Annotated in this window: 24 protein-coding genes; 8 read left to right on the forward strand and 16 right to left on the reverse strand. The window is 59.7% G+C overall.

From position 1 onward, the window contains the following. Positions 1-9 precede the first annotated feature (9 nt). The 3 genes from HCK86_RS18470 to HCK86_RS18480 all read left to right on the forward strand — a co-directional run bounded on the left by HCK86_RS18470 (position 10) and on the right by HCK86_RS18480 (position 4,897). A complete protein-coding gene (locus HCK86_RS18470; protein ID WP_176085961.1) occupies positions 10-1,308 on the forward strand; it encodes a pitrilysin family protein in 1,299 nt (432 codons plus the stop codon). A 74-nt stretch (positions 1,309-1,382) separates the two neighbouring features. Further along, the gene (locus HCK86_RS18475) at positions 1,383-2,003 is read left to right on the forward strand and encodes a GNAT family protein (RefSeq protein WP_176085962.1); all 621 of its coding nucleotides are present in this window, start codon (positions 1,383-1,385) and stop codon (positions 2,001-2,003) included. Beyond that, positions 2,000-4,897, forward strand: a complete 2,898-nt coding sequence (locus HCK86_RS18480; protein WP_176085963.1) for an EAL domain-containing protein — start codon at positions 2,000-2,002, stop codon at positions 4,895-4,897. The genes HCK86_RS18475 and HCK86_RS18480 overlap by 4 nt, the downstream gene beginning before the upstream one ends. A 192-nt stretch (positions 4,898-5,089) precedes the next feature. On the opposite strand, the gene HCK86_RS18485 is transcribed toward HCK86_RS18480, so the two are convergent. Together HCK86_RS18485 and HCK86_RS18490 are read right to left on the reverse strand one after the other, a co-directional pair. Next, entirely contained in the window at positions 5,090-6,133 is a 1,044-nt protein-coding gene (locus tag HCK86_RS18485; RefSeq protein WP_176085964.1) for a putative zinc-binding metallopeptidase, read from the reverse strand. A 122-nt stretch (positions 6,134-6,255) separates the two neighbouring features. Further along, positions 6,256-6,903 carry a YqgE/AlgH family protein gene (locus tag HCK86_RS18490; protein WP_176085965.1) on the reverse strand — a complete coding sequence of 216 codons (648 nt, stop codon included), beginning with the start codon at positions 6,901-6,903 and terminating at the stop codon, positions 6,256-6,258. Positions 6,904-7,005: 102 nt separating this feature from the next. On the opposite strand from HCK86_RS18490, the gene HCK86_RS18495 reads away from it, so the two are divergent. From HCK86_RS18495 to HCK86_RS18505, 3 genes are all read left to right on the forward strand, one after another. Continuing rightward, the gene (locus HCK86_RS18495) at positions 7,006-7,848 is read left to right on the forward strand and encodes a protein-disulfide reductase DsbD domain-containing protein (protein WP_176085966.1); all 843 of its coding nucleotides are present in this window, start codon (positions 7,006-7,008) and stop codon (positions 7,846-7,848) included. Between the two features lie 23 nt (positions 7,849-7,871). Beyond that, the gene (locus HCK86_RS18500; RefSeq protein WP_246739670.1) at positions 7,872-8,645 is read left to right on the forward strand and encodes a phosphodiester glycosidase family protein; all 774 of its coding nucleotides are present in this window, start codon (positions 7,872-7,874) and stop codon (positions 8,643-8,645) included. A 92-nt stretch (positions 8,646-8,737) separates the two neighbouring features. Further along, a complete protein-coding gene (locus tag HCK86_RS18505; RefSeq protein WP_141148274.1) occupies positions 8,738-9,223 on the forward strand; it encodes a peroxiredoxin in 486 nt (161 codons plus the stop codon). 45 nt (positions 9,224-9,268) lie between these two features. On the opposite strand, the gene HCK86_RS18510 is transcribed toward HCK86_RS18505, so the two are convergent. Further along, entirely contained in the window at positions 9,269-9,817 is a 549-nt protein-coding gene (locus tag HCK86_RS18510) for a superoxide dismutase family protein (RefSeq protein WP_176085967.1), read from the reverse strand. Positions 9,818-10,089: 272 nt separating this feature from the next. On the opposite strand from HCK86_RS18510, the gene HCK86_RS18515 reads away from it, so the two are divergent. After that, positions 10,090-11,154 (forward strand): hypothetical protein, encoded by a 1,065-nt coding sequence (locus tag HCK86_RS18515; protein ID WP_176085968.1) that lies wholly within the window; start codon positions 10,090-10,092, stop codon positions 11,152-11,154. Here the strand turns inward: HCK86_RS18515 and HCK86_RS18520 are convergent, their stop codons facing one another. The 13 genes from HCK86_RS18520 to coxB all read right to left on the reverse strand — a co-directional run bounded on the left by HCK86_RS18520 (position 11,155) and on the right by coxB (position 20,773). Continuing rightward, positions 11,155-11,463, reverse strand: coding sequence for a Dabb family protein (locus HCK86_RS18520; protein WP_176085969.1), 309 nt, complete (start codon positions 11,461-11,463; stop codon positions 11,155-11,157). Between the two features lie 59 nt (positions 11,464-11,522). Next, positions 11,523-11,960 carry a ribonuclease HI gene (rnhA, locus tag HCK86_RS18525; protein ID WP_176085970.1) on the reverse strand — a complete coding sequence of 146 codons (438 nt, stop codon included), beginning with the start codon at positions 11,958-11,960 and terminating at the stop codon, positions 11,523-11,525. Further along, positions 11,957-12,925, reverse strand: coding sequence for a homoserine kinase (locus HCK86_RS18530; RefSeq protein ID WP_176085971.1), 969 nt, complete (start codon positions 12,923-12,925; stop codon positions 11,957-11,959). The genes rnhA and HCK86_RS18530 overlap by 4 nt, the downstream gene beginning before the upstream one ends. A 4-nt stretch (positions 12,926-12,929) precedes the next feature. Further along, positions 12,930-13,937 (reverse strand): 4-hydroxy-3-methylbut-2-enyl diphosphate reductase, encoded by a 1,008-nt coding sequence (gene ispH / locus HCK86_RS18535; protein WP_176085972.1) that lies wholly within the window; start codon positions 13,935-13,937, stop codon positions 12,930-12,932. Between the two features lie 84 nt (positions 13,938-14,021). Next, positions 14,022-14,759, reverse strand: coding sequence for an SURF1 family protein (locus tag HCK86_RS18540; protein WP_176085973.1), 738 nt, complete (start codon positions 14,757-14,759; stop codon positions 14,022-14,024). Then, complete coding sequence (locus tag HCK86_RS18545; RefSeq protein ID WP_176085974.1) at positions 14,749-15,129, reverse strand: DUF983 domain-containing protein; 381 nt, start codon at positions 15,127-15,129, stop codon at positions 14,749-14,751. The genes HCK86_RS18540 and HCK86_RS18545 overlap by 11 nt, the downstream gene beginning before the upstream one ends. Before the next feature lie 10 nt (positions 15,130-15,139). Continuing rightward, positions 15,140-15,442, reverse strand: coding sequence for a GNAT family N-acetyltransferase (locus tag HCK86_RS18550; RefSeq protein ID WP_176085975.1), 303 nt, complete (start codon positions 15,440-15,442; stop codon positions 15,140-15,142). Positions 15,443-15,470: 28 nt separating this feature from the next. Next, complete coding sequence (locus tag HCK86_RS18555) at positions 15,471-16,349, reverse strand: cytochrome c oxidase subunit 3 (protein ID WP_141148265.1); 879 nt, start codon at positions 16,347-16,349, stop codon at positions 15,471-15,473. Positions 16,350-16,439: 90 nt separating this feature from the next. Then, complete coding sequence (locus HCK86_RS18560) at positions 16,440-17,036, reverse strand: cytochrome c oxidase assembly protein (RefSeq protein ID WP_176085976.1); 597 nt, start codon at positions 17,034-17,036, stop codon at positions 16,440-16,442. A 29-nt stretch (positions 17,037-17,065) separates the two neighbouring features. Next, positions 17,066-17,200, reverse strand: a complete 135-nt coding sequence (locus HCK86_RS24245) for a hypothetical protein (protein ID WP_281409617.1) — start codon at positions 17,198-17,200, stop codon at positions 17,066-17,068. Positions 17,201-17,206: 6 nt separating this feature from the next. Next, positions 17,207-18,142: a heme o synthase gene (locus HCK86_RS18565; RefSeq protein ID WP_176085977.1), complete on the reverse strand. Its 936-nt coding sequence runs from the start codon at positions 18,140-18,142 to the stop codon at positions 17,207-17,209. A 59-nt stretch (positions 18,143-18,201) separates the two neighbouring features. Then, positions 18,202-19,857, reverse strand: coding sequence for a cytochrome c oxidase subunit I (gene ctaD / locus HCK86_RS18570; RefSeq protein ID WP_176085978.1), 1,656 nt, complete (start codon positions 19,855-19,857; stop codon positions 18,202-18,204). Positions 19,858-19,873: 16 nt separating this feature from the next. Further along, positions 19,874-20,773, reverse strand: coding sequence for a cytochrome c oxidase subunit II (gene coxB / locus HCK86_RS18575; protein WP_176085979.1), 900 nt, complete (start codon positions 20,771-20,773; stop codon positions 19,874-19,876). Positions 20,774-21,123: 350 nt separating this feature from the next. Here coxB and HCK86_RS18580 point away from each other — a divergent pair, with 350 nt between their 5' ends. Then, positions 21,124-21,774 carry an invasion associated locus B family protein gene (locus HCK86_RS18580; protein WP_176085980.1) on the forward strand — a complete coding sequence of 217 codons (651 nt, stop codon included), beginning with the start codon at positions 21,124-21,126 and terminating at the stop codon, positions 21,772-21,774. Positions 21,775-21,812: the final 38 nt, after the last annotated feature.

A 21,812-nucleotide genomic window follows, 5' to 3' on the forward strand; every position in this document is an offset into this window, starting at 1 on the left:
CAGGTACGCATGACCGTAGAGTACACCCGGCTTCCATCCGGGTTGACGATCGTAACCGAGAACATGCCGCATATCGAAAGCGTCGCTCTCGGCGCGTGGATCAAATCCGGAGCGCGCAATGAACTCGAAAACGAGCACGGTATCGCCCACCTGCTCGAACATATGGCGTTCAAGGGAACGAACCGGCGCTCTGCCAGGCAGATTGCCGAGGAAATCGAGAATGTTGGAGGAGAAGTCAACGCCGCCACATCGACGGAGACGACATCCTATTATGCCCGCGTCCTGAAGGATCACCTACCGCTGGCCGTGGACATTCTTGCCGACATCCTGACCGATTCCGTCTTCGACCCGGAAGAGCTGGCGCGCGAGAAAAACGTCATCATGCAGGAAATTGGCGCCGCCAATGATATTCCCGACGATGTCGTGTTTGACAATTTCGCCGGCGCCGCCTTTCGCGATCAGACCATCGGCCGGCCGATCCTCGGCACGCCCGATACCGTGATGGCGTTTCGGCCAGACGACATCCGCCGCTATATGGCCCGCAATTACACCACCGACCGGATTTTCATCGTCGGCACCGGTGCGATCGACCATGACGCCTTTGTCCGCGAGATCGAGATCAAGTTTGACAGCCTGCCGCGTCAGCCCGAAACCCCGCCCTTCATGGAAGAGGCGTCCTATACCGGCGGTGATGTGCGCATTTCGCGTGATCTTTCCGATGCCCAGGTCATCCTCGGCTTCGAGGGCCCGGCCTATCACGCCCATGACTTCTACTGTTCGCAGATCCTTGCCAATGTGCTCGGCGGCGGCATGTCCTCGCGCCTGTTTCAGGAAGTCCGTGAGATCCGTGGCCTCTGCTATTCGGTCTATGCCTTCCACTGGGGCTTTTCCGATTCGGGCGTCTTTGCCGTTCACGCGGCAACGGGTGGCGAACAGCTGACCGAGCTGGTACCGGTGGTAATCGACGAATTGCATCGTGTCGCCGAAAGCGTCGACCGTTCGGAAATCGACCGCGCCCGCGCCCAGATCCGTGCGCAGCTGCTGATGGGGCAGGAAAGTGCGGCCGCCCGTGCGGGCCAGATCGCCCGTCAGATCATGCTCTGGGGACGACCGATCCCGAATGAGGAGATGATGATGCGCCTGGAAAACATCACGCCGCGTCGCCTCACCGATCTTGCCGGCCGCACCTTCTATGACACGCGCCCGACGATCTCCGCGATCGGGCCGATCGGGAGCCTTGCACCGATTGACGACATCATCCACAACCTTTCGTTCCGGGAACGAAGGAAGGCATCGGCGGGGCTTTGAAACAGTCATGCAGCGCGCAAAGAGGTCCGTGACGCCAGCAGAGGGGAGCCTTCCGCGCAAGCGGAAGTGACCCGATGCTGCAGCCGTTTCTAAGCCCGAAGGCGCTCAGACGCCGCAGCTTCGCACTGCATTCGCAAACGCATGTCCTGCGCCTGCCACGCATATCCGATTTTGCTGCATGGAGCGCGTTGCGCACGCGCGGCCGCGCCTTCCTGCAGCCATGGGAGCCGCTGTGGAATGTGCAGGACATGACCGAACCCGCGTTCCGCCAGCGGGTTCACCGCGTAAACCGCGATTTCGATGCCGGTACCAGCATTCAGCTTTTCATATTCCTGAAGGAAACCGAAACACTTGCCGGCGGCATCACCATCGGCCTCATTCAGCGCGGCGTGGCGCAGAAATGCACACTCGGATATTGGATGGGCGAAGAATTTGCCGGCAAGGGCCACATGTTTGCCGCACTCAGCCTTGTAATACCTTACATCTTCAGTGAGATGCGTTTGCACCGGATCGAGGCTGCCTGCATACCGACCAATGAACGCAGCGCCCGATTGCTGCAGAAAGCCGGTTTCAATCAGGAGGGCCTGTTACGCGAATATTTGCGTATCAATGGTGTCTGGCGGGATCATCATCTTTATGCTCTTCTCGCCGACGACTGGAACAAGACAGATAAAGGGACCGAAAGCCAGACATGACGCAACGCCCCACGCTTCGTTCCAGACTGCTTGTGCTGCTCACCCTGCTGTTTGCGGTTTTCATCCTGCAAGAGACTGCTGCTCAGGCTGCCGAACCGGTCGAGGTATCACGCGGGGATCTGGCGATCGACCTGACCAACAGTGTCGATATCTATGACAATCAGGGCGAGACATTCCAGGTTTCCACCGCGCCTGATTCGAATGGCATCCGGCGGCGCATCGAAGTCCGGGCGACCAACGGCAATCACCTGGGTGACTGGGCTGTGTTCTCGCTGGCCAATGTGTCTGACGAGCAGATCGACCGGGTGATCGTTGCGCCGCATTTCCGCCTGCCGGGCTCGCGGCTGTTCTGGCCTGATCTCGGCTCAGAGCGTGTTGTTGCCATCACCCCCAGCGAAGGCTTCACGCTTGAGCGGCAGGACAGCGATGATGCCGATGTGTTCCGCATCACCCTCAATCCCGGTTCTGTCGTCACCTTCGTGGCGGAACTGGCCAGCCCGACCCTGCCGCAACTCTACCTCTGGCAGCCCGATGCCTACAAGGATACGGAAAACGCCTTCACCCTCTATCACGGCATTGTCCTCGGCATTGCCGGTCTTCTGGCGGTTTTTCTGACAATCCTGTTCGTCGTCAAGGGCACATCGATGCTGCCGGCCACAGCCATGCTCGCCTGGTCCGTGCTGCTCTATGTGGCGATCGATTTCAGTTTTCTCGAGAAACTCATACCACTGACAGCAACAGACGAGCGAATATGGCGAGCGTCAGCCGATGTTGCGGTTGCCTTCAGCCTTGTCGTCTTCCTGTTCACCTATCTCAATCTGTCGCGATGGCATGTCCATCTCGGCTATGCGACAGCGGCCTGGGGCCTGGCGGTCATGGCGCTTTTCGGCGTCGCCATCTTCGATCCGTCCGTTGCCACCGGCATCGCCCGGATCTCCTTTGCCGCCACCGTGGCACTCGGCACCGTCTTGATCATCTATCTGAGTATCCGCCGCTACGACCGTGCAATCCTGTTGATGCCGGCATGGGCGCTGATCGTTGCCTGGCTTTTCGCCGGCTGGCTGACCGTAACCGGCAGGATTGACAATGATATTGTCCAGCCGGCGCTTGCTGGCGGCCTCGTGCTCATCGTCCTGCTGCTCGGCTTTACCGTGATGCAGCATGCCTTTGCCGGCGGCGCCTACCAATCCGGGCTGTTTTCCGATCTCGAACGACAGGCGCTCGCACTCATCGGCGCCGATGGTACCGTTTGGGACTGGGATGTTGCCCGCGACCGCATCGTCACCGAGCCCGATTTTTCCGTAAAACTTGGCCTCACGGCCGGCATGCTGAGTGGACCCGCACGTTCCTGGCTGCCGCTGCTGCACCCCGATGACCGCGACCTGTTCCGTTCCACGCTCGACATGCTGCTTGAATGGCGCCGCGGCCGGCTGAAGCTGGAGTTCCGCATTCGCGCTGATGATGGCCATTATCACTGGCTTTTGATCCGCGCCCGGCCGGTGCTGAGCGCAAATGGCGAAGTCGTCCGCTGTGTCGGCACGCTGACCGATCTGACCGAGTTCAAAGCCAGCAGCCAGCGCCTGCTGCAGGATGCCGTCCAGGACAATCTGACAGGCCTCGTAAACCGCCCTGTCTTCCTCGACCGGCTGCAATCGGTCATGGCCATTTCCGAAAGCCTCACCTCGCTGCAGCCGACCGTTATCGTCGCCGACATCGACCGCTATGCCGACATCAACGAGACGCTCGGCATCGCTGCGGGCGACAATATCCTGATCGCACTGACAAGACGCATGCAGCGCCTGATGAAGCCGGAGGACACGCTGGCCCGCCTTTCCGGCAACAGTTTCGCAATCATCCTGCTGTCGGAAAACGATCCGGTGCGGATCGCCGAATTCACCGATGGGCTGACAGCGGCCATCGCCATGCCGGTCTATTTCGGTGAACGCGATATCCAGCTCACCGCCTCGATCGGCATTGCCTCCTGGCATGACGAGCATGAGGATGCGGAAAGCTTCCTCGAAGATGCCCGCCTGGCGATGTACCGTGCCAAACGCGCTGGCGGCAACCGGGTTGAAACCTTCAAGTCCTCCTTCCGCATGTTCGGTGCCGAACGCCTGCAGATCAAGACTGATCTCAGCCACGCGATCGAACGCAGCGAGATGAATGTGCTTTATCGCCCGATCGTCCGGCTCGATAGTTTCGCCGTTTCGGGTTTTGAATGCCAATTGCGCTGGCAGCATCCGCGCCGTGGCGAGATCGCCGCTGGCGAGGTCGAGACCATGGCGGCCGAGGCCGGGCTTTTGCCGGATCTGGTTCTGTTCACACTAAAGCAGGCATTGGTGGATCTGGCTTCCATTCAGGGCGCCATGCCGGGTGCCAGAGCCTTTGTCTCGATTGATCTGGCGACCAAGGACATGCTGCGGACCAGCACGCTCAACGAAATTGAAAGCATGGTGCGCCGATCCGGCCTGTCGCCGCGCCAGCTCATGCTGACAATGCCGGAAAACATCATCCTTGAGGCGCCGGAACAGGCCCGCCGTTCGCTCGAGCAGCTGCGCGCCGTTGGCATTGGCCTTGGCCTTGACCGATTCGGCAACGGCTATGGCTCGCTATCCTTCCTCAACGGCTTCCCGTTCGATTTTGTCAGGGTGGAGCGCAATCTTTTCGACCGGGAAACTGATGACAGCTATGAGCTGACCAGGGCCTTTGTCGCACTGGCCGAGAAAATGGGGATCCGCGTCAGCATACTCGATGTCACGACAGAGCTTCAGGCCCGTGGCCTGTCCGATGCCGGCTGCGCCTTCGCCCAGGGGCCGCTTTATGGCCCCGCCGTGCGCACCAGCCAGGCGCTCAGATTGCTGAGAGACCGCGACGCCTACCACGCGGCGGAATAGCGCTCAGCCGCAGCAAGACGTGCTGACCGGCTCAGTCGCGACAGGAGGTTTGTCGCGGCTTTCCAGTCGCAAGCGCGCGGAAGCAAAGCAACGGTGTGTCGTTGCGGCTGAAGGGCGCGGTAGGACGCTCAATCTTGTTGAATCTACGCATCGGCTCGAAAATCGATTCCGATTTTCGAAAAGAACGATGTTCTAAGCCGTTTTTTGCAGCAGCATCCTGATGAAGCCAAGTTTTCCAACAATGTCCGGCGTCAGCACGAAAGGATAGAAATCATTCTCTCCCATGCTGCGGTGGATGGCATTCATGGCGAGTGTCAGCGGCACCCAGGCGGCAGCCAGCCTGGCTGCGTCCTGACAGAGATAGGGATCCCCCATCGGCTCTTCGGCACCATCAACGGACAGGCCGAAAGATTGCGCCGTCTCCAGCGTGTCAACAATATGCAGAAGATGCGCGAAACTCTCGGCAAAATCCTCCCAGGGATGGGTCGTTGCATAGGCGCTGACGAAGTGCTCCTGAAAGCCCGGTGGCGGCCCCTCATGATAGTGACGTTCGAGCGCTGCCGCATAATCCGCGCGCTCATCGCCGAAAACGGCGCGAAATTCGTCAAAATGCCCCCTGTCCCGAACCAATCTGTCCCAGACATAATGCCCGACCTCGTGGCGAAAATGCCCAAGCAGCGTGCGGTAGGGCTCGTCCATCTGGCTGCGGGCAATCTCGCGGACGACATCGTCCGCTTCGGCCGCGCGCAGCGAGATCAGCCCGTCATCATGCCCGGTCATGGCCGGAGTGACCGAGCCATCCGGATTGACGCTATCCTCGAGAAAATCGAAAACCAGACCGCCATCGGCATCCTCCGCAAGCGTCGGCGTCTGAATGCCGAGACGCATCAGGGAGTAGAACAGATGCCGCTCGGCGGCCGTGATCTGCTTCCAGCGTGTCAGCCCCTCTTCTGTTGCGATGTCGGGCATCAGCCGGTTATGGCGGCAGGCACGGCAATAGCTCTCCGCGCCCTCGCTTGGAACGAGCCAATTGCACACGCCGGCATCAGCATTGGCGCAGAAGCGGAACATCTCCCCCGCGGCCGAGCGGCTTTTCCACCGGCCTTCATCCGCGCCTTCCAGAGCATGCATGCGCATTTCCTCTGGATCGAACCCCAGACGATGACCGCAGGCAACGCAGTTCTGATTGTCGAAATAGACTGTCTGACCGCAATGGTCACAGGAAAAAAGCTTCATCGCCCCTCGCTTGCCCTGACTGGCCCTGAGCCCCTTAGCGCCGGGGCATCAGGTCCGCACATGCTGAGAAAACACGCTCGAACAACGCATGTCCTGCCACGCATGTTCCAAAAGGGGCAAATTCAGGCGTGGCCAATCTTGCTCGAAAGCAGCGAGGGTTCAACACCCATGGCGAGCAGCGCACGCTCATATTTGCTGTCGAAATCATCATCAAAAATGATGCTGTCGGTGGCCGGGCATGTCAGCCAGTCATTATTGGCGATTTCCGCCTCCAGCTGCCCGGGGCCCCAGCTGGCATAACCGAGATAGAGGGCGGCCCGCGCCGGTCCGCGTCCCTCGGCGATGACGCGCAACACGTCAAGGGTTGCCGTCAGGCAGAGATCGTCACTCACCGGTATGCTGGTGTCGCAGGAATAATCATCCGAATGCAGCACGAAACCGCGTCCGGGCTCGACCGGACCGCCGAACTGGACCTTGAAATCCGCGATATGGCGCGGCACGCCCTGAGCCTGCAGGCCATCCGTCAGCTTCACCTGGGCCAGAACTTCGGAGAAGGAGACATCAAGCGTCCGGTTGAGAACAAAGCCCATCGTCCCTTCCGGCGAGTGGGCGCAGATATAGACAACGCTGCGCTGGAAATGATCATCCTCCAGCTGCGGCATGGCGATGAGAAACTGGCCGTCGAATGGACCGCGTTCACGTCGGGTCGTCAGATTTGTCAGCACAGGCGCCTCCGGGCCGTTTCTCTTGGGGTTATCAAAATTGCTCATTTCTTAAAGTATGGCGTGCCTCACGCTATGTTCAACTCAATTTGTCCTTAAAATAATGCACACAGAGTGGCAGAAAACAAAAGTGCACTGTAAACGATCGCGATGAAAAAAAATCTTATCCTCGGACTGGCCCCGACACTCTGCCTGCTTATGTCTGCCGCAGCGCCGGCTTTTGCTGCACCGACCGACTGGGTTTCGGATGAAGGCGGCCGCGTGCGGCTGATTGTTCTGCCTCCGGAACAGGACGGCACGATCCGCGCTGCGCTGCAGGTCGAGCCCCAACCCGGCTGGATCACCTATTGGCGCGAGCCGGGTGACAGCGGCATTCCGCCAAGCGTGACGGTCACCGGCAGCGATGGCGTAGCGCTGCAGCGCATCGATTTCCCCGTGCCTCAAAGGCTCGACATCGCCGGCGGCTGGGACATGGGCTATGATACACCCGTTACCTTTCCGCTGACGCTCACTGCTGACGCCGGCACGCTGCCGTCCCTTGATGTCGCCGTGTTTCTTGGGCTCTGCCATGACATCTGCATTCCCTTCCAGGCCGACTTCAAGGTTGCACCGGACAGCGACAGCTACAGCGAAACCCCCGTGCTGAAGGCGATCATGGCTGCAGCGGAAAGCACACTTCCGGAAAAAAGCACCGCCGATTTCGCCGTCACAAGTGCCGCGATCGATGGCAGTTCCATCGCGATCGCGCTGACCATGCCGAAAGCGGCAGGCAATGCCGCGCCACAGCTGATCCTGGCCAACTCGAAGGGCTTTGTCATTGAAGCGCCACAGGGCGTCTGGAGCGAAGATGGTCAGTATCGCGTCACGGTGCCATTGTCTGCCATTCCTGCGCCCTTCAAGGCCGAGGATGGTGCGTGGCAGTTGCTGGCCAAGAGCGATGGGCGGGCAATGGAAACCGCGTTTTCACTGTCGGCAGCACCACAACAGAACTGAATTCCGATACGGAGCGATATGCGATGGTAATGACCCGCTGCGGCAACAGACCGGCATGGCTGGCAGGCTGGCTCGGCCTCTTGATCGTGCTTATTGCAGCAGCGACACCGGCGAAAGCGGCCTGCGACAATGAGAGCCACAGCGGCCGTGATTATGTTGTCTGCACCTTTGATCCGGCGGTTGATGATATCAGGCTTTTCAGTCTTGATGCAGGCGGAGAGCCCTATCGCTCATTCGGCAATGTTGCAAAGGCCGTTGAAACGCAGGGGCTTGATCTCGCCTTTGCCATGAATGGCGGCATGTATGACGACGATGGCAGGCCGATCGGGCTCTATGTCGAAGACGGAACGACGTTGAAGCCCGCTTCGACCCGCAAGGGCTATGGCAATTTTCATCTGCTGCCGAACGGTGTTTTTGCCCTTGGCGGCGGCAAGGCCGTGGTCGAGGAAACTCGAGCCTATCTTGCCTCCGGATTCAAAGCCGATTTTGCCACGCAATCAGGTCCGATGCTGGTCATTGACGGCAAGCTTCACCCGCGGTTTCTGCCTGACAGCGACAGCTTCAAGCGCCGCAATGGCGTCGGCGTTAATGCCGATGGCAAGGTTGTGCTTGTGATCTCGCGCCAGGCGGTCAGCTTTTATGACTTTGCGCTTGTCTTCCGCGATGACCTTGGCTGCGACAATGCGCTGTTTCTCGATGGCACGATCTCGAGCCTCTATGCGCCAGAGCTCGGCCGCAACGACCGGCTGTTTCCGCTCGGCCCGATCATCGCTGTTGTAACCGCAGCGAAGGGATGACACGAGATCGCCGCGAATGCCTGCTTGTTTTTAGCAGGACGCAATTCTAGACTCCGCTCAGCAGTTTTTCATAACCGAAAAGGATTGAAGCGATGGCAATCGCAATTGGAGACACTCTTCCCGACGTCACGCTGATGGAAAAGACCGAAGACGGGCCGGTCAAGCTTTCCAGCAGCGAGGTTTTCAAGGGCAAGCGGACTGTCCTGTTTGCCGTGCCGGGCGCGTTCACCCCGACATGCTCTTTGAACCACCTGCCGGGCTATCTGGAAAATTACGATGCGATCCTGGCACGCGGCGTTGATGAAATCGCCGTGATTTCCGTCAACGACGCCTTTGTCATGGGCGGCTGGGCGAAAGCAACCGGCGGTGAAGGCAAGATCCGCTTCCTCGCCGATCCCGATGGCGCCTTCACCAAGGCAATCGGCATGGAACTCGACCTTTCCGGCGGCGGACTCGGCATCCGCTCCAAGCGCTTCTCCATGCTGCTCGAAGACGGCGTGGTCAAGCAGCTGAATGTTGAAGAGAATTCCGGCCAGGCAACGGTTTCGGCCGCCGCCACCATTCTCGGCCAGCTCTGATTGCAATGCGGCGGCCCGCCTGAGAGGGCCGCCGCGCTTCTGCCTCTACTTGATGACCGCGCAGGCCATCCGGCCACCGGCATCGCCGGCTGGCTGACTGACATAGTCATCGGCCCCTTCATGGAACATCAGCGCCCGTCCCCGGACACCCGTCACGGCATCATCAAGCGAAATCATCGGGTTGAATATCTGAGCGCGCAGATGTCCGTCCTCCGGCACATACTGGTTCGGCATGTCACCGGCATGAGGCCCCCCGTCGACGAGAAAGCCGTGCTCGCTGTTGTCGGGGTTGAAATGCCCCTCCGCAGATTTGAACCCCGTATCCGGGTCGCATGTCCCGACGGTGTGAACGTGAAAAGCCTGCCATGTCCCGGGTTCAAGCCCCGTGGCATCGACCAGGATAAGGACGCCACTCCCGGTGTCGATCAGCCTCGCCTGGCCAATCGTCTCACCGGACATCGACATGAAATCCGCATGCGCGGTCGGCAGCTTGGTCTGGATGTCCATCCAGTCCGTCGAGGCTTGCGGCGTCTCAGCACGTGCCACGGCATGAAAGGATGTTGCAAGGCACAAGGCCAGTAACAATTTCTTCATCGACAAAAACCTCGTTGTTACAGAAGTTGAATTCTATAGTTTCCAGCGAGATGCGAATTCAATTTTATAAAAGACATAGAAATTCAAGAAAAACTGATATAACGCCAAGGACTTACCCAATAAGATGAACGGCAAGTCCAGTGACGCCTCTGGCAAGCCACTCGATTTTTACCTATAACGTCTGAGAGCCGGAACAAGACGCAATCAACGGGCCTATCGTGACAGTGCGATCCATAAGAGAGACGCTACGGACAGCAAAGGTCAAGCGCAGCATGGCAGCCGGACTTGCCGCCATTCTGGTGATGTCCGCACCCTTTGTCGTTCCCAATGGCATCGAGACCCTGCAGCTCATCGCCGCGCGTCAGGATCCGGTGAAATTCGCCGACATCCGCCTGGCCCGCCTCACGCCCGCCGATTATGAAACCGCCATTGACGAGGCACTGCAGGACGGCGACACCGACCTCGCCGCAAGCCTTGTCGATCTCGCCGAGCAGCGCCAAGTTGCGCTTCCCGGCAGTCTTCTGGATCGGGTAGATACAGAAACGGCGGAAAAGAGCGGGCTCACCTACCAGCTCGGCGAAATCTGGAACGGCGCGATCACCGGCAAGGCCGACAGCGCAGCAGGGCTTGCTGGCGCGGTGGCGCTTGATTTCACCACCATCGGCGATGTCCGTGACATTCTCATGCAGGGTGAGGCCTATCTCAATGGCGAACATTTCGACCCGCTGATCCTCGGCCTGTCCATTGCCGGCCTGACGATGACCGGCGCGGTCATGCTTTCGGTGGGCACTGCCTCACCGCCGCGGATCGGCGTTGCCGCGATCAAGGCCGCTGGCAAAGCGGGCAAGATCAACAAATCGCTGCTGAAATCCTTCGCGCGGCTGACCACCAGAACCGTCAACACCAAGGCGCTTGGCGAGACGCTGCCGCTGCTCAAGGCCGGGGACTTTTCGCGCGCCAGCAAGGTGGCAAGTGGCGCCTTCAATGCTGCACCGCTTTCCACCATGCAGAAATCCGCAACCGAACTCGGTACGGTGATGACCAAGAACGGTGTGCGCGCCGGGACCGACGTTCTTAAGATCGCCGACAAGCCGGCCGATATTGCCAAGCTTGGCAAATTATCCTCCGGCTTCGGCAAGAGGTTCCGCGCGGTACTGGCCCTGCTCGGCTCCGGCGCAATTGCAGGCTTTGGCTGGCTGACCGCGGCGGCAGGCTGGAGCGCGACCTTCCTGACCTGGCTGGCAGGTGCCGCCTGGTTCGGCTTCAAGGCCATCCGCTTGTCCTGGCGGTTTGCGCTTCTGCCGCTTGGGCGGATGCTTGCCCGCAGCCTTGCCTGATCAGGCCTTCAGATCAAAGACCAGAAGACCGGCCGTGCCGCCGACGGCTGCGGCGACGATTTTGGCGCCCACCTCCTTGTGCGCCGGATGCACCAGATAGGCATCGCGGGCGGCGGCGTCTTCAAAGGTGACGATGAAGCCATCATCATAACCGCAATGAAGCCCCTCCGGCGAGACATTCTCGCCGGCCTTGACCTCGACCATGCCGGGGACGAGCGGCCCCAGCATCTCGATCTCGTGATAGATATCCGCCTTCGCTGTCCGGTCGATTTCCGGCCTGAAGCGAATGAATACACAATGCAATATCATGCTTGTCCTCCCCCGACGGTGCAGCGCAGCGTCCGTTTCCGCGTATCCGCTGGACACGCTTATTTCTTGTAGGGCTCCATGCCCTTGCGCGCCAGTTCATCAGCGCGTTCATTCTCATCATGGCCGGCATGGCCCTTGACCCAGTGCAGATCGACGTCATGCCGGTTTCGCTGTTCTTCCAGCGCCTGCCAGAGTTCAACATTCTTGACCGGCTTTTTTGCGGCGGTTTTCCAGCCATTCTTCTTCCAGCCGTGGATCCACTTGGATATCCCGTCCTTCAGATAGACGCTGTCGGTATAGAGCGCGACCTTGCAGGGCTCTTTCAGGGCTTTCAGCGATTCAATCGCCGCCATCAGTTCCATGCGGTTATTGGTCGTCGCCGCTTCGCCGCCGAAAAGCTCCCGCTCTTTCTCACCATAGCGCAGGATCGCGCCCCAGCCGCCGGGACCGGGATTGCCGGAACAGGCGCCATCGGTAAAAATCTCGACTTCTTTCATGATCGCTCCAGCCCGTATTCGCTGGCATGGGCAACCGAGCGATGAAAGCGCGAATAGCGCAGATATTCCAGCGGATCCTTCTTGACCACGAAGGCGCCGGGCGGCGTCATCTGCCAGTCATAGAGCCGGGTGAGGAAAAACCGCAGCGCCGACCCGCGGCACAAGAGCGGCAATGCCTCGACCTCGTCGTCCGAGAGCGGACGCACGCTCTGATAACCGGAAATCAGCGCCCGTGCTTTGGTGACGTTGAAAGCCCCATCCTTCTCAAAGCACCAGGCATTGAGGCAGATCGACAGATCATAGGCAAGGAAATCATTGCAGGCGAAATAGAAGTCGATCAGACCCGAAAGCCGGTCGCCGATGAAGAAGACATTATCGGGAAAGAGATCGGCATGGATCACGCCTTCCGGCAGATCGACCGGCCAGCGATCCTCAAGAAACGCAAGTTCCTCGGAAATTTCCTGTTCCAGCCCGCTCTGCATCTCATCGGCGCGCGGGCCGGCCTTGTCCCACAGCTCGACCCAGCCCTTCAGCGAGAGCGCATTCGCGCGCCGGATGGCAAAATCCTGCCCGGCGAGATGCATCTTCGCCAGCGCCATGCCAAGCTCATGGCAATGTTCGGCGCCGGGCCTTCTCAGCCACATGCCTTCAAGAAAGGAAATCAGCGCCGCCGGACGGCCGCAAAGGCGGCCATAAAGCGCCCCGTCTGCGCGCGGCAGCGGCAGCGGGCATGACAGGCCGCGATCCGACAGATGCTGCATCAGCCCGAGATAGAAGGGCAGATCGCCCTCATCGACACGCTTTTCATACAGCGTCAGGATCAGCGGCGAGCTGGTGGTGTGCAGCAGGAAATTGGAATTTTCGACGCCTTCGGCAATGCCCTTGAAGGACAGAAGCTCACCCGCTTCATAGGCTTTGAGGAAGTCCTTGAGATCGACCTCGTTGATTTCGGTATAGACAGCCACAGGATTATTTTCCGTTCACAAAGGCCATATCATCGACGGTCAGTTCGACATCGCGCAGCTCGCGATTGACGAGGAAATGCTCGTCTTCGACCGTCGTCACGGCAAGCTCGACCTTCGCGGCAAAACGTGCCTTGAAGGCCTCGATAATTTCGTTGACCACCACTTCCGGCGCCGAGGCGCCAGCGGAAATGCCAAGCGTTGCGATCGGCCCGATCGCATCGAAATCAAGCTCTGAGGCACGCTGCACCAGCATGGAGCGCTTCGCCCCGGCCCGTGCCGCCACCTCGACGAGCCGCCGGGAATTGGAGGAATTCGGCGCACCGACAATGATGAAGAGATCACAGCCCGGAGCGGCGGCCGAAACCGCTTCCTGCCGGTTGGTGGTGGCATAGCAGATCGAATCGGCCGATGGCGGCGTCAGCTTCGGAAAGCGCTCGGAGAGTTTCGCGATCACGTCGGCGGTATCCTGCACCGACAACGTCGTCTGGGTGACATAGCCGAGATTGTCGGGATCTTCCGGCTGATAGGCTTCGGCATCGGCAACGGTTTCCACCAGCGACACAGCCCCTTGCGGCAATTGCCCCATCGTGCCGATCACTTCCGGATGCCCGGCATGACCAATCAGGATGACATGACGGCCGAGACGTTCATGCCGCATGGCCTGCTTGTGAACCTTCGAGACCAGCGGGCAGGTTGCATCAAGGTAGAAAAGATTGCGGGTCTGCGCATCGGCGGGCACAGATTTCGGCACGCCGTGGGCGGAAAAGACCACCGGCTGATCGCGATGCTCGGCCGGTATCTCATCAAGCTCCTCGACAAAGATTGCGCCCTTCTGCTCCAGCCCCTCGACCACATAGCGATTATGCACGATCTCGTGGCGGACATAGACCGGCGCCCCGTAGCGCTTCAGCGCCAGCACCACAATCTGGATGGCGCGGTCGACCCCGGCGCAGAAACCGCGCGGACCGCAGAGGCGAATGGTAAGCGCCGGTTTTTCGGCTGATGCTGTCATCGGACCTGCCTGGCTTGAATGCTCAATCGGGGACAACCCCGTTCGCAGACACATTTAGACGCAAGACAGGGCGAAAACAACCGTTCAGGACCGCCGTCCCCGCCCGTATAGAAGCGCGACAATCACCGCGAGCGCGGCGGCCAGCCCATACCATGTGATGGCATATTGCAGGTGATCATTGGGGAAGGAGATCCGCGTCACCCCGCCAACCGGAAGGCCACCCGGATTTGGCGCATCATTGGCATCGATGAAAAAAGGCACGGTCTCAGCCGCATCCAGCCCCGCGGCCTGCCGCATGGCGGCAAGGTCCTTCCAGTAAAAGATATTCTGTGCCGGATCATTTTCCGGCACAAGGAAGGACGGCTTTCGTTGCGGCGCTTCCCGCGCCAGGCCGGTTATGCTGACCGGTCCTGAAACCGCCCCCTCCGCCCGGCCGGCGCGCTCCTTCCGATCAAAGGGCACAAATCCGCGATTGACGAAAATGGCGCGGCCATCCGCCAGCCGCAGCGGTGTGTAGATGTAATAGCCTGACTGGCCTTCGTAAGTGGCGAAATAATCCTGCTCGCCATCATGTTCGAAAGTGCCGGAAGCCGTGACCGGGCGATATTCGATATCCCCTTTCGCTGCCTGAATGGCCTCGATAGCGGCAAGCGGCACCGGTAGGGCGGCAAGCCGTGCATCGATGGTTGCGAGCAGATCCTCCTTCCAGGCGAGGCGGCGAAGCTGCCAGTTGCCAAGCAGGATCAGCGACACGAAGGCGATCAGGGCGAGTGCCAGCCCGGCGCCCGTCCAGAACCGGCTTCGGCCCAGGCTAACGGCCATCGTCTCGCCGGCTCTCGCCAGCCCGGTGATAAAACTGCAGCGCGATCAAAACTCCCTTGGCAAGACGCAGCCCGCCAAGCGACAGGAGAACCGCGAGCGGCAGAAAGATGACGGCATGCAGCCAGAGTGGCGGCTGGTAGCTCACCTCCGCCCACAGAACCAGCGCGATCACGATGAAGCCGACAATCAGGATGACAAACACGGCAGGTCCATCAGCGCTGTCGGCAAAGCCATAATCAAGGCCGCAGACCTCGCATTGCGGTTTGAGCGTCAGAAAGCCGGAAAACATGCCGGCCTTGCCGCAATGCGGGCATCGCCCGGCAAGGCCGGTCGAAAATGGCGGAAACGTTCCTGTTTCATGCTCCGCCATGCCCGCCCCCTCAAGCCTGTTTGCGGACAGGCCCGCCCGAGATCACGTCATCCCATTCGGCATGCTTCAGGCTCTGCGCCTTGAAGAAGGGACAGAGCGGAAAGATCTTCCAGCCGCCGGCACGCGCTTCGGCCACGGCGCGTTCGGCCAGTGCCACACCGACGCCGAGGCCACGCAACGCGTCCGGCACGCCGGTATGATCGATGATGATCAGCTTTTCGGAAGCGCGGGAATAATGCATCTCCGCCTCATGACCGTCGACGACGGTGACATAACGCCCGCCGGCCGCCGATTTTTCTTCCGAGATATTCACGATGTTCCACCTTTCAGGTTTCAAACAGTCAATGTCCGGTCTCCGCCAGCGTCGCACCCCAGCCGCCCCAGATATAGATCGCGAAAAACAGAAACAGCCAGACGACATCGACAAAGTGCCAGTACCAGGCTGCTGCTTCCAGCCCGAAATGCTTTTCCGGTGTGAAGGCACCGTTGAGTGAACGCATCAGACAGACAAAGAGAAAGATCGTGCCGATGATGACATGCGCGCCGTGGAAACCGGTCGCCATGAAGAAGGTCGCCCCATAGATCGAATTCTTGAAGGCAAACGGCGCTTCGAAATATTCAAAGGCCTGCACACAGGTAAACAGAACGCCGAGCAGAATGGTCAGCGTCAGCCCCTGGATGAGGCCCTTGCGGTCGCCCTTCAGCAGCGCGCCATGGGCCCAGGTGACCGTTGTTCCCGACAAGAGCAGAACGATGGTGTTGTAGAGCGGGAAATGCCAGGGATCGATGACCGCAATACCCGCTGGCGGCCAGGTGCCGCCTGTGGCCTCGACGCGCGCCGCCTGAATGGCTTCGCCGGTAAACAGCGAGGCATCGAAAAAGGCCCAGAACCAGGCAACGAAGAACATCACCTCCGAGGCGATGAACATGATCATGCCATAGCGCAGATGCAGCGAGACAACAGGCGTGTGATGCCCCTCCTGCCCCTCGCGGATCGTATCCGACCACCAGCCATGCATGACATAGCCGACAACGACGATCCCCATCAGCAGGATCCAGGGCTGCGCCAGTTCCAGCCCCAAAAGCTTGAACGAGCTGCCACTCAGGTAGCGCATGAAACAGACGCCGCCAAAGGCGGTCAGAAACACGCCGATGGAGCCGACGAGCGGCCATGGGCTCGGCTCGATAATATGGTAGTCGTGGTTCTTTGCCTCAGCCATCTGTCCCCGTCCCTCTTCTCCCGCCTCTCCCTTTAAAAAAGCAGAGTGCGTTGAATTTCCCGGCCTTTCAATCCCCCCGCGCATTTTCTCTCAAAGTGCCGCCGCCGACCGTGCCGGCTCCGCCCCTGCGCTCGTGGCGCCTGCATGCTCAAAAAAGGTGTAGGACAGCGTCAGAACGCGGATATCCTTCGTCTCCGGCGCGCTGGCAATCGCCGGATCGACGAAGAACACGACCGGCATGTCGAGCGTCTCGCCCGGCTGCAGCACCGTCTCGGTGAAACAGAAGCATTCGATCTTGTTGAAATAGGCGCCGGCCGACAGCGGTGTGACGTTGAAGATCGCCTGTCCCGTGACCGGCGCTGTTCCCCGATTGACGGCGGTGAAGGAGACCCTGACCGTCTCGCCAATGCGCGGATCGACGGATTTCTGATCCGGTGTGAACGACCAGTCGAGACCCGGTGCCACATTGGCATCGAAGGTCACCCGGATGCGCTTGTCGAGAACGGTGTTGGAATATTGCTCGACCCGCTGGGCCGTGCCGTTATAGCCGGTGACCTGACAGAAGATGCGGTAGAGCGGAACGGCGGCAAAGCTCATCCCGACCATGCCGAAGACGAAGACGAGACACAGAAAGACCACCGCCTGATTGCGGCCCTTGCTGCCCTCGTCGCCCGCCTCACCAGCCATTGTCTCCTCCCTGGCTGCACATTCCCCTGCTACCTCAGTCCGAATTTTATAATGGTGATGATGTAGAACAGCGCCACCAGCCCGGCCAGGACCAGACCAAGCGCGATATTACGCCCGCGCCGGGCCTTTTTCTGATTCTCGTTCAGCCGGACGGTTTCGACCATGTATCCTCACATCACAAACTGCATCACCGCGCGATCAGCGATCAGCGCGAGGAAGATGGTAAAGAGATAAAGGATGGAAAAGCCGAACAGCTTCTTGGCCGGCACCATCTTTTCGTCGCCCTCCGGCATCTGCCAGACCTTCACGGTCGCATAGACGAAATAGACGCCCATAAGCGTGGCAAACACGGCATAGACCGGGCTTGCAAGACCGGTCATGGCGGGCGCCGCGCCGGCGATGGCCGTCAGCACCGCATAGACCAGCATCTGCCGCTTGGTTGATTTCTCACCCGCGACATTGGGCATCATCGGAATGCCGACATCGCCATAATCACGCATCTTGAACAGCGCCAGCGCCCAGAAGTGGGGCGGCGTCCACAGGAAGGTGATCGAGAACAGGATGATGCTGTCGAGCGACACATTACCGGTGACGCAGGCCCAGCCGACCATGGGCGGAAAGGCACCGGCAGCACCGCCAATGACAATGTTCTGCGGCGTCGAGCGCTTCAGCCACATCGTGTAGATCACGGCGTAATAGAAGATGGTGAAGGCCAGCAGGAAGGCAGCAACCCAGTTGACCGCAAGCCCCAGGACCGCGACCGAGAAACAGGAGAGCGCGATACCGAAGGCGAGTGCTTCCGGCCGCGAGACCCGCCCGGCAGGGATAGGACGATTGGCCGTGCGGGTCATCACCGCATCGATATCGGCGTCGTACCACATGTTGAGCGCACCGGACGCGCCCGCCCCGACAGCAATGCACAGAACCGCGATCAGCCCGATCACCGGATTGATATGACCCGGCGCCAGATAGAGGCCAGCAAAGGCGGTAAAGACGACCAGCGACATCACGCGCGGCTTCAGTAGCGCGAAATAATCACGCGGCGAGGCCTCGGAAAATCCGATTTCAGCTGATGTCAGCGATGCATCACTATCGATTACCGTCATTCTTTTCTCTTCAACTCGGTCGCAAAAAGGGCTCTCCCAAACCCCGTATATGGTCTTCGTTACCGGATCCGCGGCAGCTCCGACCACTGATGATAAGGCGGTGGCGATGACAGCTGCCATTCCAGCGTCGTGGCGCCCTCGCCCCACGGATTGGCTCCGGCCACTCTCTTTTTCAAAAAAGCGTCAAGGACGCAATAGAGGAACACGATTACCCCAAAGGCAGAAATGTAAGAACCGATCGAGGACACGAAGTTCCAGCCGGCAAAGGCATCCGGATAATCGATATAGCGCCGCGGCATGCCGGAAAGCCCGAGGAAATGCTGCGGGAAGAAAACCAGATTCACGCCGATGAACATGATCCAGAAATGCGCAATCGCGAGCCGCTCGTTGTACATGTAGCCGAACATCTTCGGGAACCAGTAATACCAGCCGGCAAAGATGCCGAAGACCGCGCCAAGCGACAGCACATAATGGAAATGCGCGACCACATAATAGGTATCATGCAGCGAACGGTCGAGACCGGCATTGGCCAGCTGCACGCCCGTGACACCGCCGACGGTGAACAGGAAGATGAAACCGATCGCCCAGACCATCGGCGCGCGGAAGGAGATCGAGCCGCCCCACATGGTGGCGATCCACGAAAACACCTTCACGCCTGTCGGCACCGCAATCACCATGGTGGCAAAGACGAAATAGCGCTGGGTCTGCAGCGACAGGCCGACCGTATACATGTGATGGGCCCAGACGATGAAGCCGACCGCGCCGATCGCCACCATGGCATAGGCCATGCCGAGATAGCCGAAAACCGGCTTTTTCGAGAAGGTCGCAACGATCTGGCTGATGATGCCGAAGGCCGGCAGGATCAGGATATAGACTTCCGGATGCCCGAAGAACCAGAACAGGTGCTGATAGAGGATAGGATCACCGCCGCCATCGGGCGAGAAGAAGGTGGTGCCGAAATTCCGGTCCGTCAGCAGCATGGTGATGCCGCCCGCCAGCACCGGCAGCGACAGCAGCAGCAGGAAGGCCGTGACCAGAACCGACCAGGCAAACAGCGGCATCTTGTGCAGCGTCATGCCGGGCGCGCGCATGTTGAGGATCGTGGTGATGAAATTGATCGCGCCGAGGATCGACGAAATGCCGGCCACATGCAGGGCGAAGATCGCCAGATCGACAGCAGGGCCCGGCTGTCCCGTCGTCGAGAAGGGCGGATAGAGCGTCCAGCCGCCACCGACGCCGTAACCGCCAGCCGGTCCTTCGACAAACATGGACAGGATCAGCAGCATGAAGGCGGGAACCAGCAGCCAGAAGGAAATATTGTTCAGCCGCGGAAAGGCCATGTCCGGTGCGCCGATCATGATCGGGATCATCCAGTTGGCAAAACCGCCGATCAGCGCCGGCATCACCATGAAGAAGATCATGATCAGGCCATGGGCCGTGGTAAAGACATTGTAGAGGTGCTTGGCCTGATCAATTGCGGCATCGCCGCTTGAGCCGTAAAGCATCGAAGCCAGACCGTGGAAGATCTGGATGCCGGGCTCCTGCAGCTCCATGCGCATGGCCACCGACAGCGCGCCGCCGATAATGCCCGCACAGATCGCGAAAATCAGGTAAAGCGTGCCGATATCCTTGTGGTTGGTCGAAAAGAACCACCGCTTGAAAAAGGACGGCTTGTGGTCGCCTGCGTGATCGCCAGTCATGTCTGTTCCTGCCATGCTCGCCTCCCGCCGCCTATTCGCTGTCGGCGAGCAGCACCTGGCCCTCGCCTTTCCTGCTGTTGATCGACGCCATCAGCGCCCTGTTGGCGGCATCGATATCCGTCTTTGCCGCCAAGGTCCAGTTTTCGAACTGCTCCTTGCTCACCGCGCGGATCGCGATCGGCATGAATGCATGGTCCTTGCCACACAGTTCGGAGCATTGTCCGTAATAAATTCCTTCCGCTTCCGCACGGAACCAGGTCTCGTTCAGCCGCCCCGGCACAGCATCGACCTTGATGCCGAAGGCCGGCATGGCGAAGGAGTGGATCACATCTGTCGGCGCTGCCGTCACCAGCAGGCGCACGGTCGTGCTGACAGGCACCACCATCTCATTGTCAACCGCCAGCAGACGCGGATAAAGAGCCCGGTCCTCCTTGCCATATTCGGCACGCTGGCCATCCGTCAGCAGATAGGAGGAATAGGAAATGTCGCCATCCTCGATCTCCGGATAATCATAGGACCACAGCCATTGCGTTGCCGTCGCCTTGACCGTGAGACCCGGGTCCTCAGGCATGATCAGCTGATCGTCGAGAAGCTTGAAGGACGGAACAGCGATAAAGACGAGGATCACCACCGGCAGAACCGTCCAGGCCACTTCCAGCGCGGTATGATGGCTGGTGCGCGAGGCTTCATGACCGCGGCCGGCCCGAAAGCGCAGAATAACGATCACCAGCAGCGCCAGCACAAACAGCACCACCGGCACGACGAACCAGAGCGTGTAATGCTCAAACCAGCGAATCTGATGCATGATCGGTGACGCGGCAGGCTGCAGATCAGTCTCCCACGGCTTCGGCTGCGCGGCCCGCGCAAAGCCAGCTGCCGAAAGACAGACCAGTCCCGCCACGGCGGCAAAAGCCCGGCGCAATGCGATCATCTCTCCCTCCTTCAGTTGACCTCAATCAAACCGGGATCGCCAGATCACTGCTATCAAGGTATCAGGGCCAACAGGCTCAAACAGCAGATAGCACAGAAAGGCCGTCCCCTGCCTCCTGTCATGGATCTGTGGCTGCTTTCAGCGATCCTGATTTCATTTCCTCCGTCACAATTATGCCATAGCGAGCCAACATTTGCAGCGTCAAATCGTCTCAAGCTGAATTTTCTGCCCTAAAATGTCCGAACCGATCTGTCACGAACGGCTTTGAAGTCTCCGCCATTCATTGGTAAGACCGTTATCGCGTAATCGCCATTGCGCCGCATTTCAACCAGTCAGGACGTATTCGAATCATGGCCAGCCACTCCCGCTTCCCCGCCCGGGCGCCCATTGTCACAGTAAGCTCAGGCGGACTGCGTGCTGCGCTGACGGGGCTTGCGCTTCTTGCTTTGTCCGGTTCGGCTTTTGCACAGGAAAGCGCACCCGTTCCAACGCCGGCACCGGGTGACAACGCGGCCACCGCCACACCGTCGCAAGACAGCCCGGTCCTGCCCGGTTCCGACACCACCCAGACCAGTATCGTGAAGGAGAATCACGGTGCCTGGTCGCTGATCTGCGACAAGCCGCCGGGTTCCAGCATCGACCAGTGTGCCCTGATGCAGAATGTCATGGCCGATGACCGCCCCGAAGTCGGCCTTTCAATTGCCGTTCTGAAGACCGCCGACCGCCAGTCGAAGCTTTTGCGCATCCTGACCCCGCTCGGCGTGCTGATCCCCGATGGCATGGGGCTCTATGTGGACGGCGCCAATATCGGCAAGGCCTATTTCTCACGCTGCTATCTCGATGGCTGCTATGTCGAAGTGCAGATTGATGACGACCTGATGAAGGTGCTGCGCAACGGCAAGGAAGCCATTTTCACGCTGCGTTTCTCCGCTGACGAGGACATGATCGGCATTCCGGTGGACCTGACCGGTTTTGCCGAGGGCTATGATGCGCTGCCCTGACACCCTATATGGGTGAAATAAGCCCCTTTGAACCTTCC

Source organism: Martelella sp. HB161492 (assembly GCF_013184775.1).
Taxonomy (GTDB): Bacteria; Pseudomonadota; Alphaproteobacteria; order Rhizobiales; family Rhizobiaceae; genus Martelella.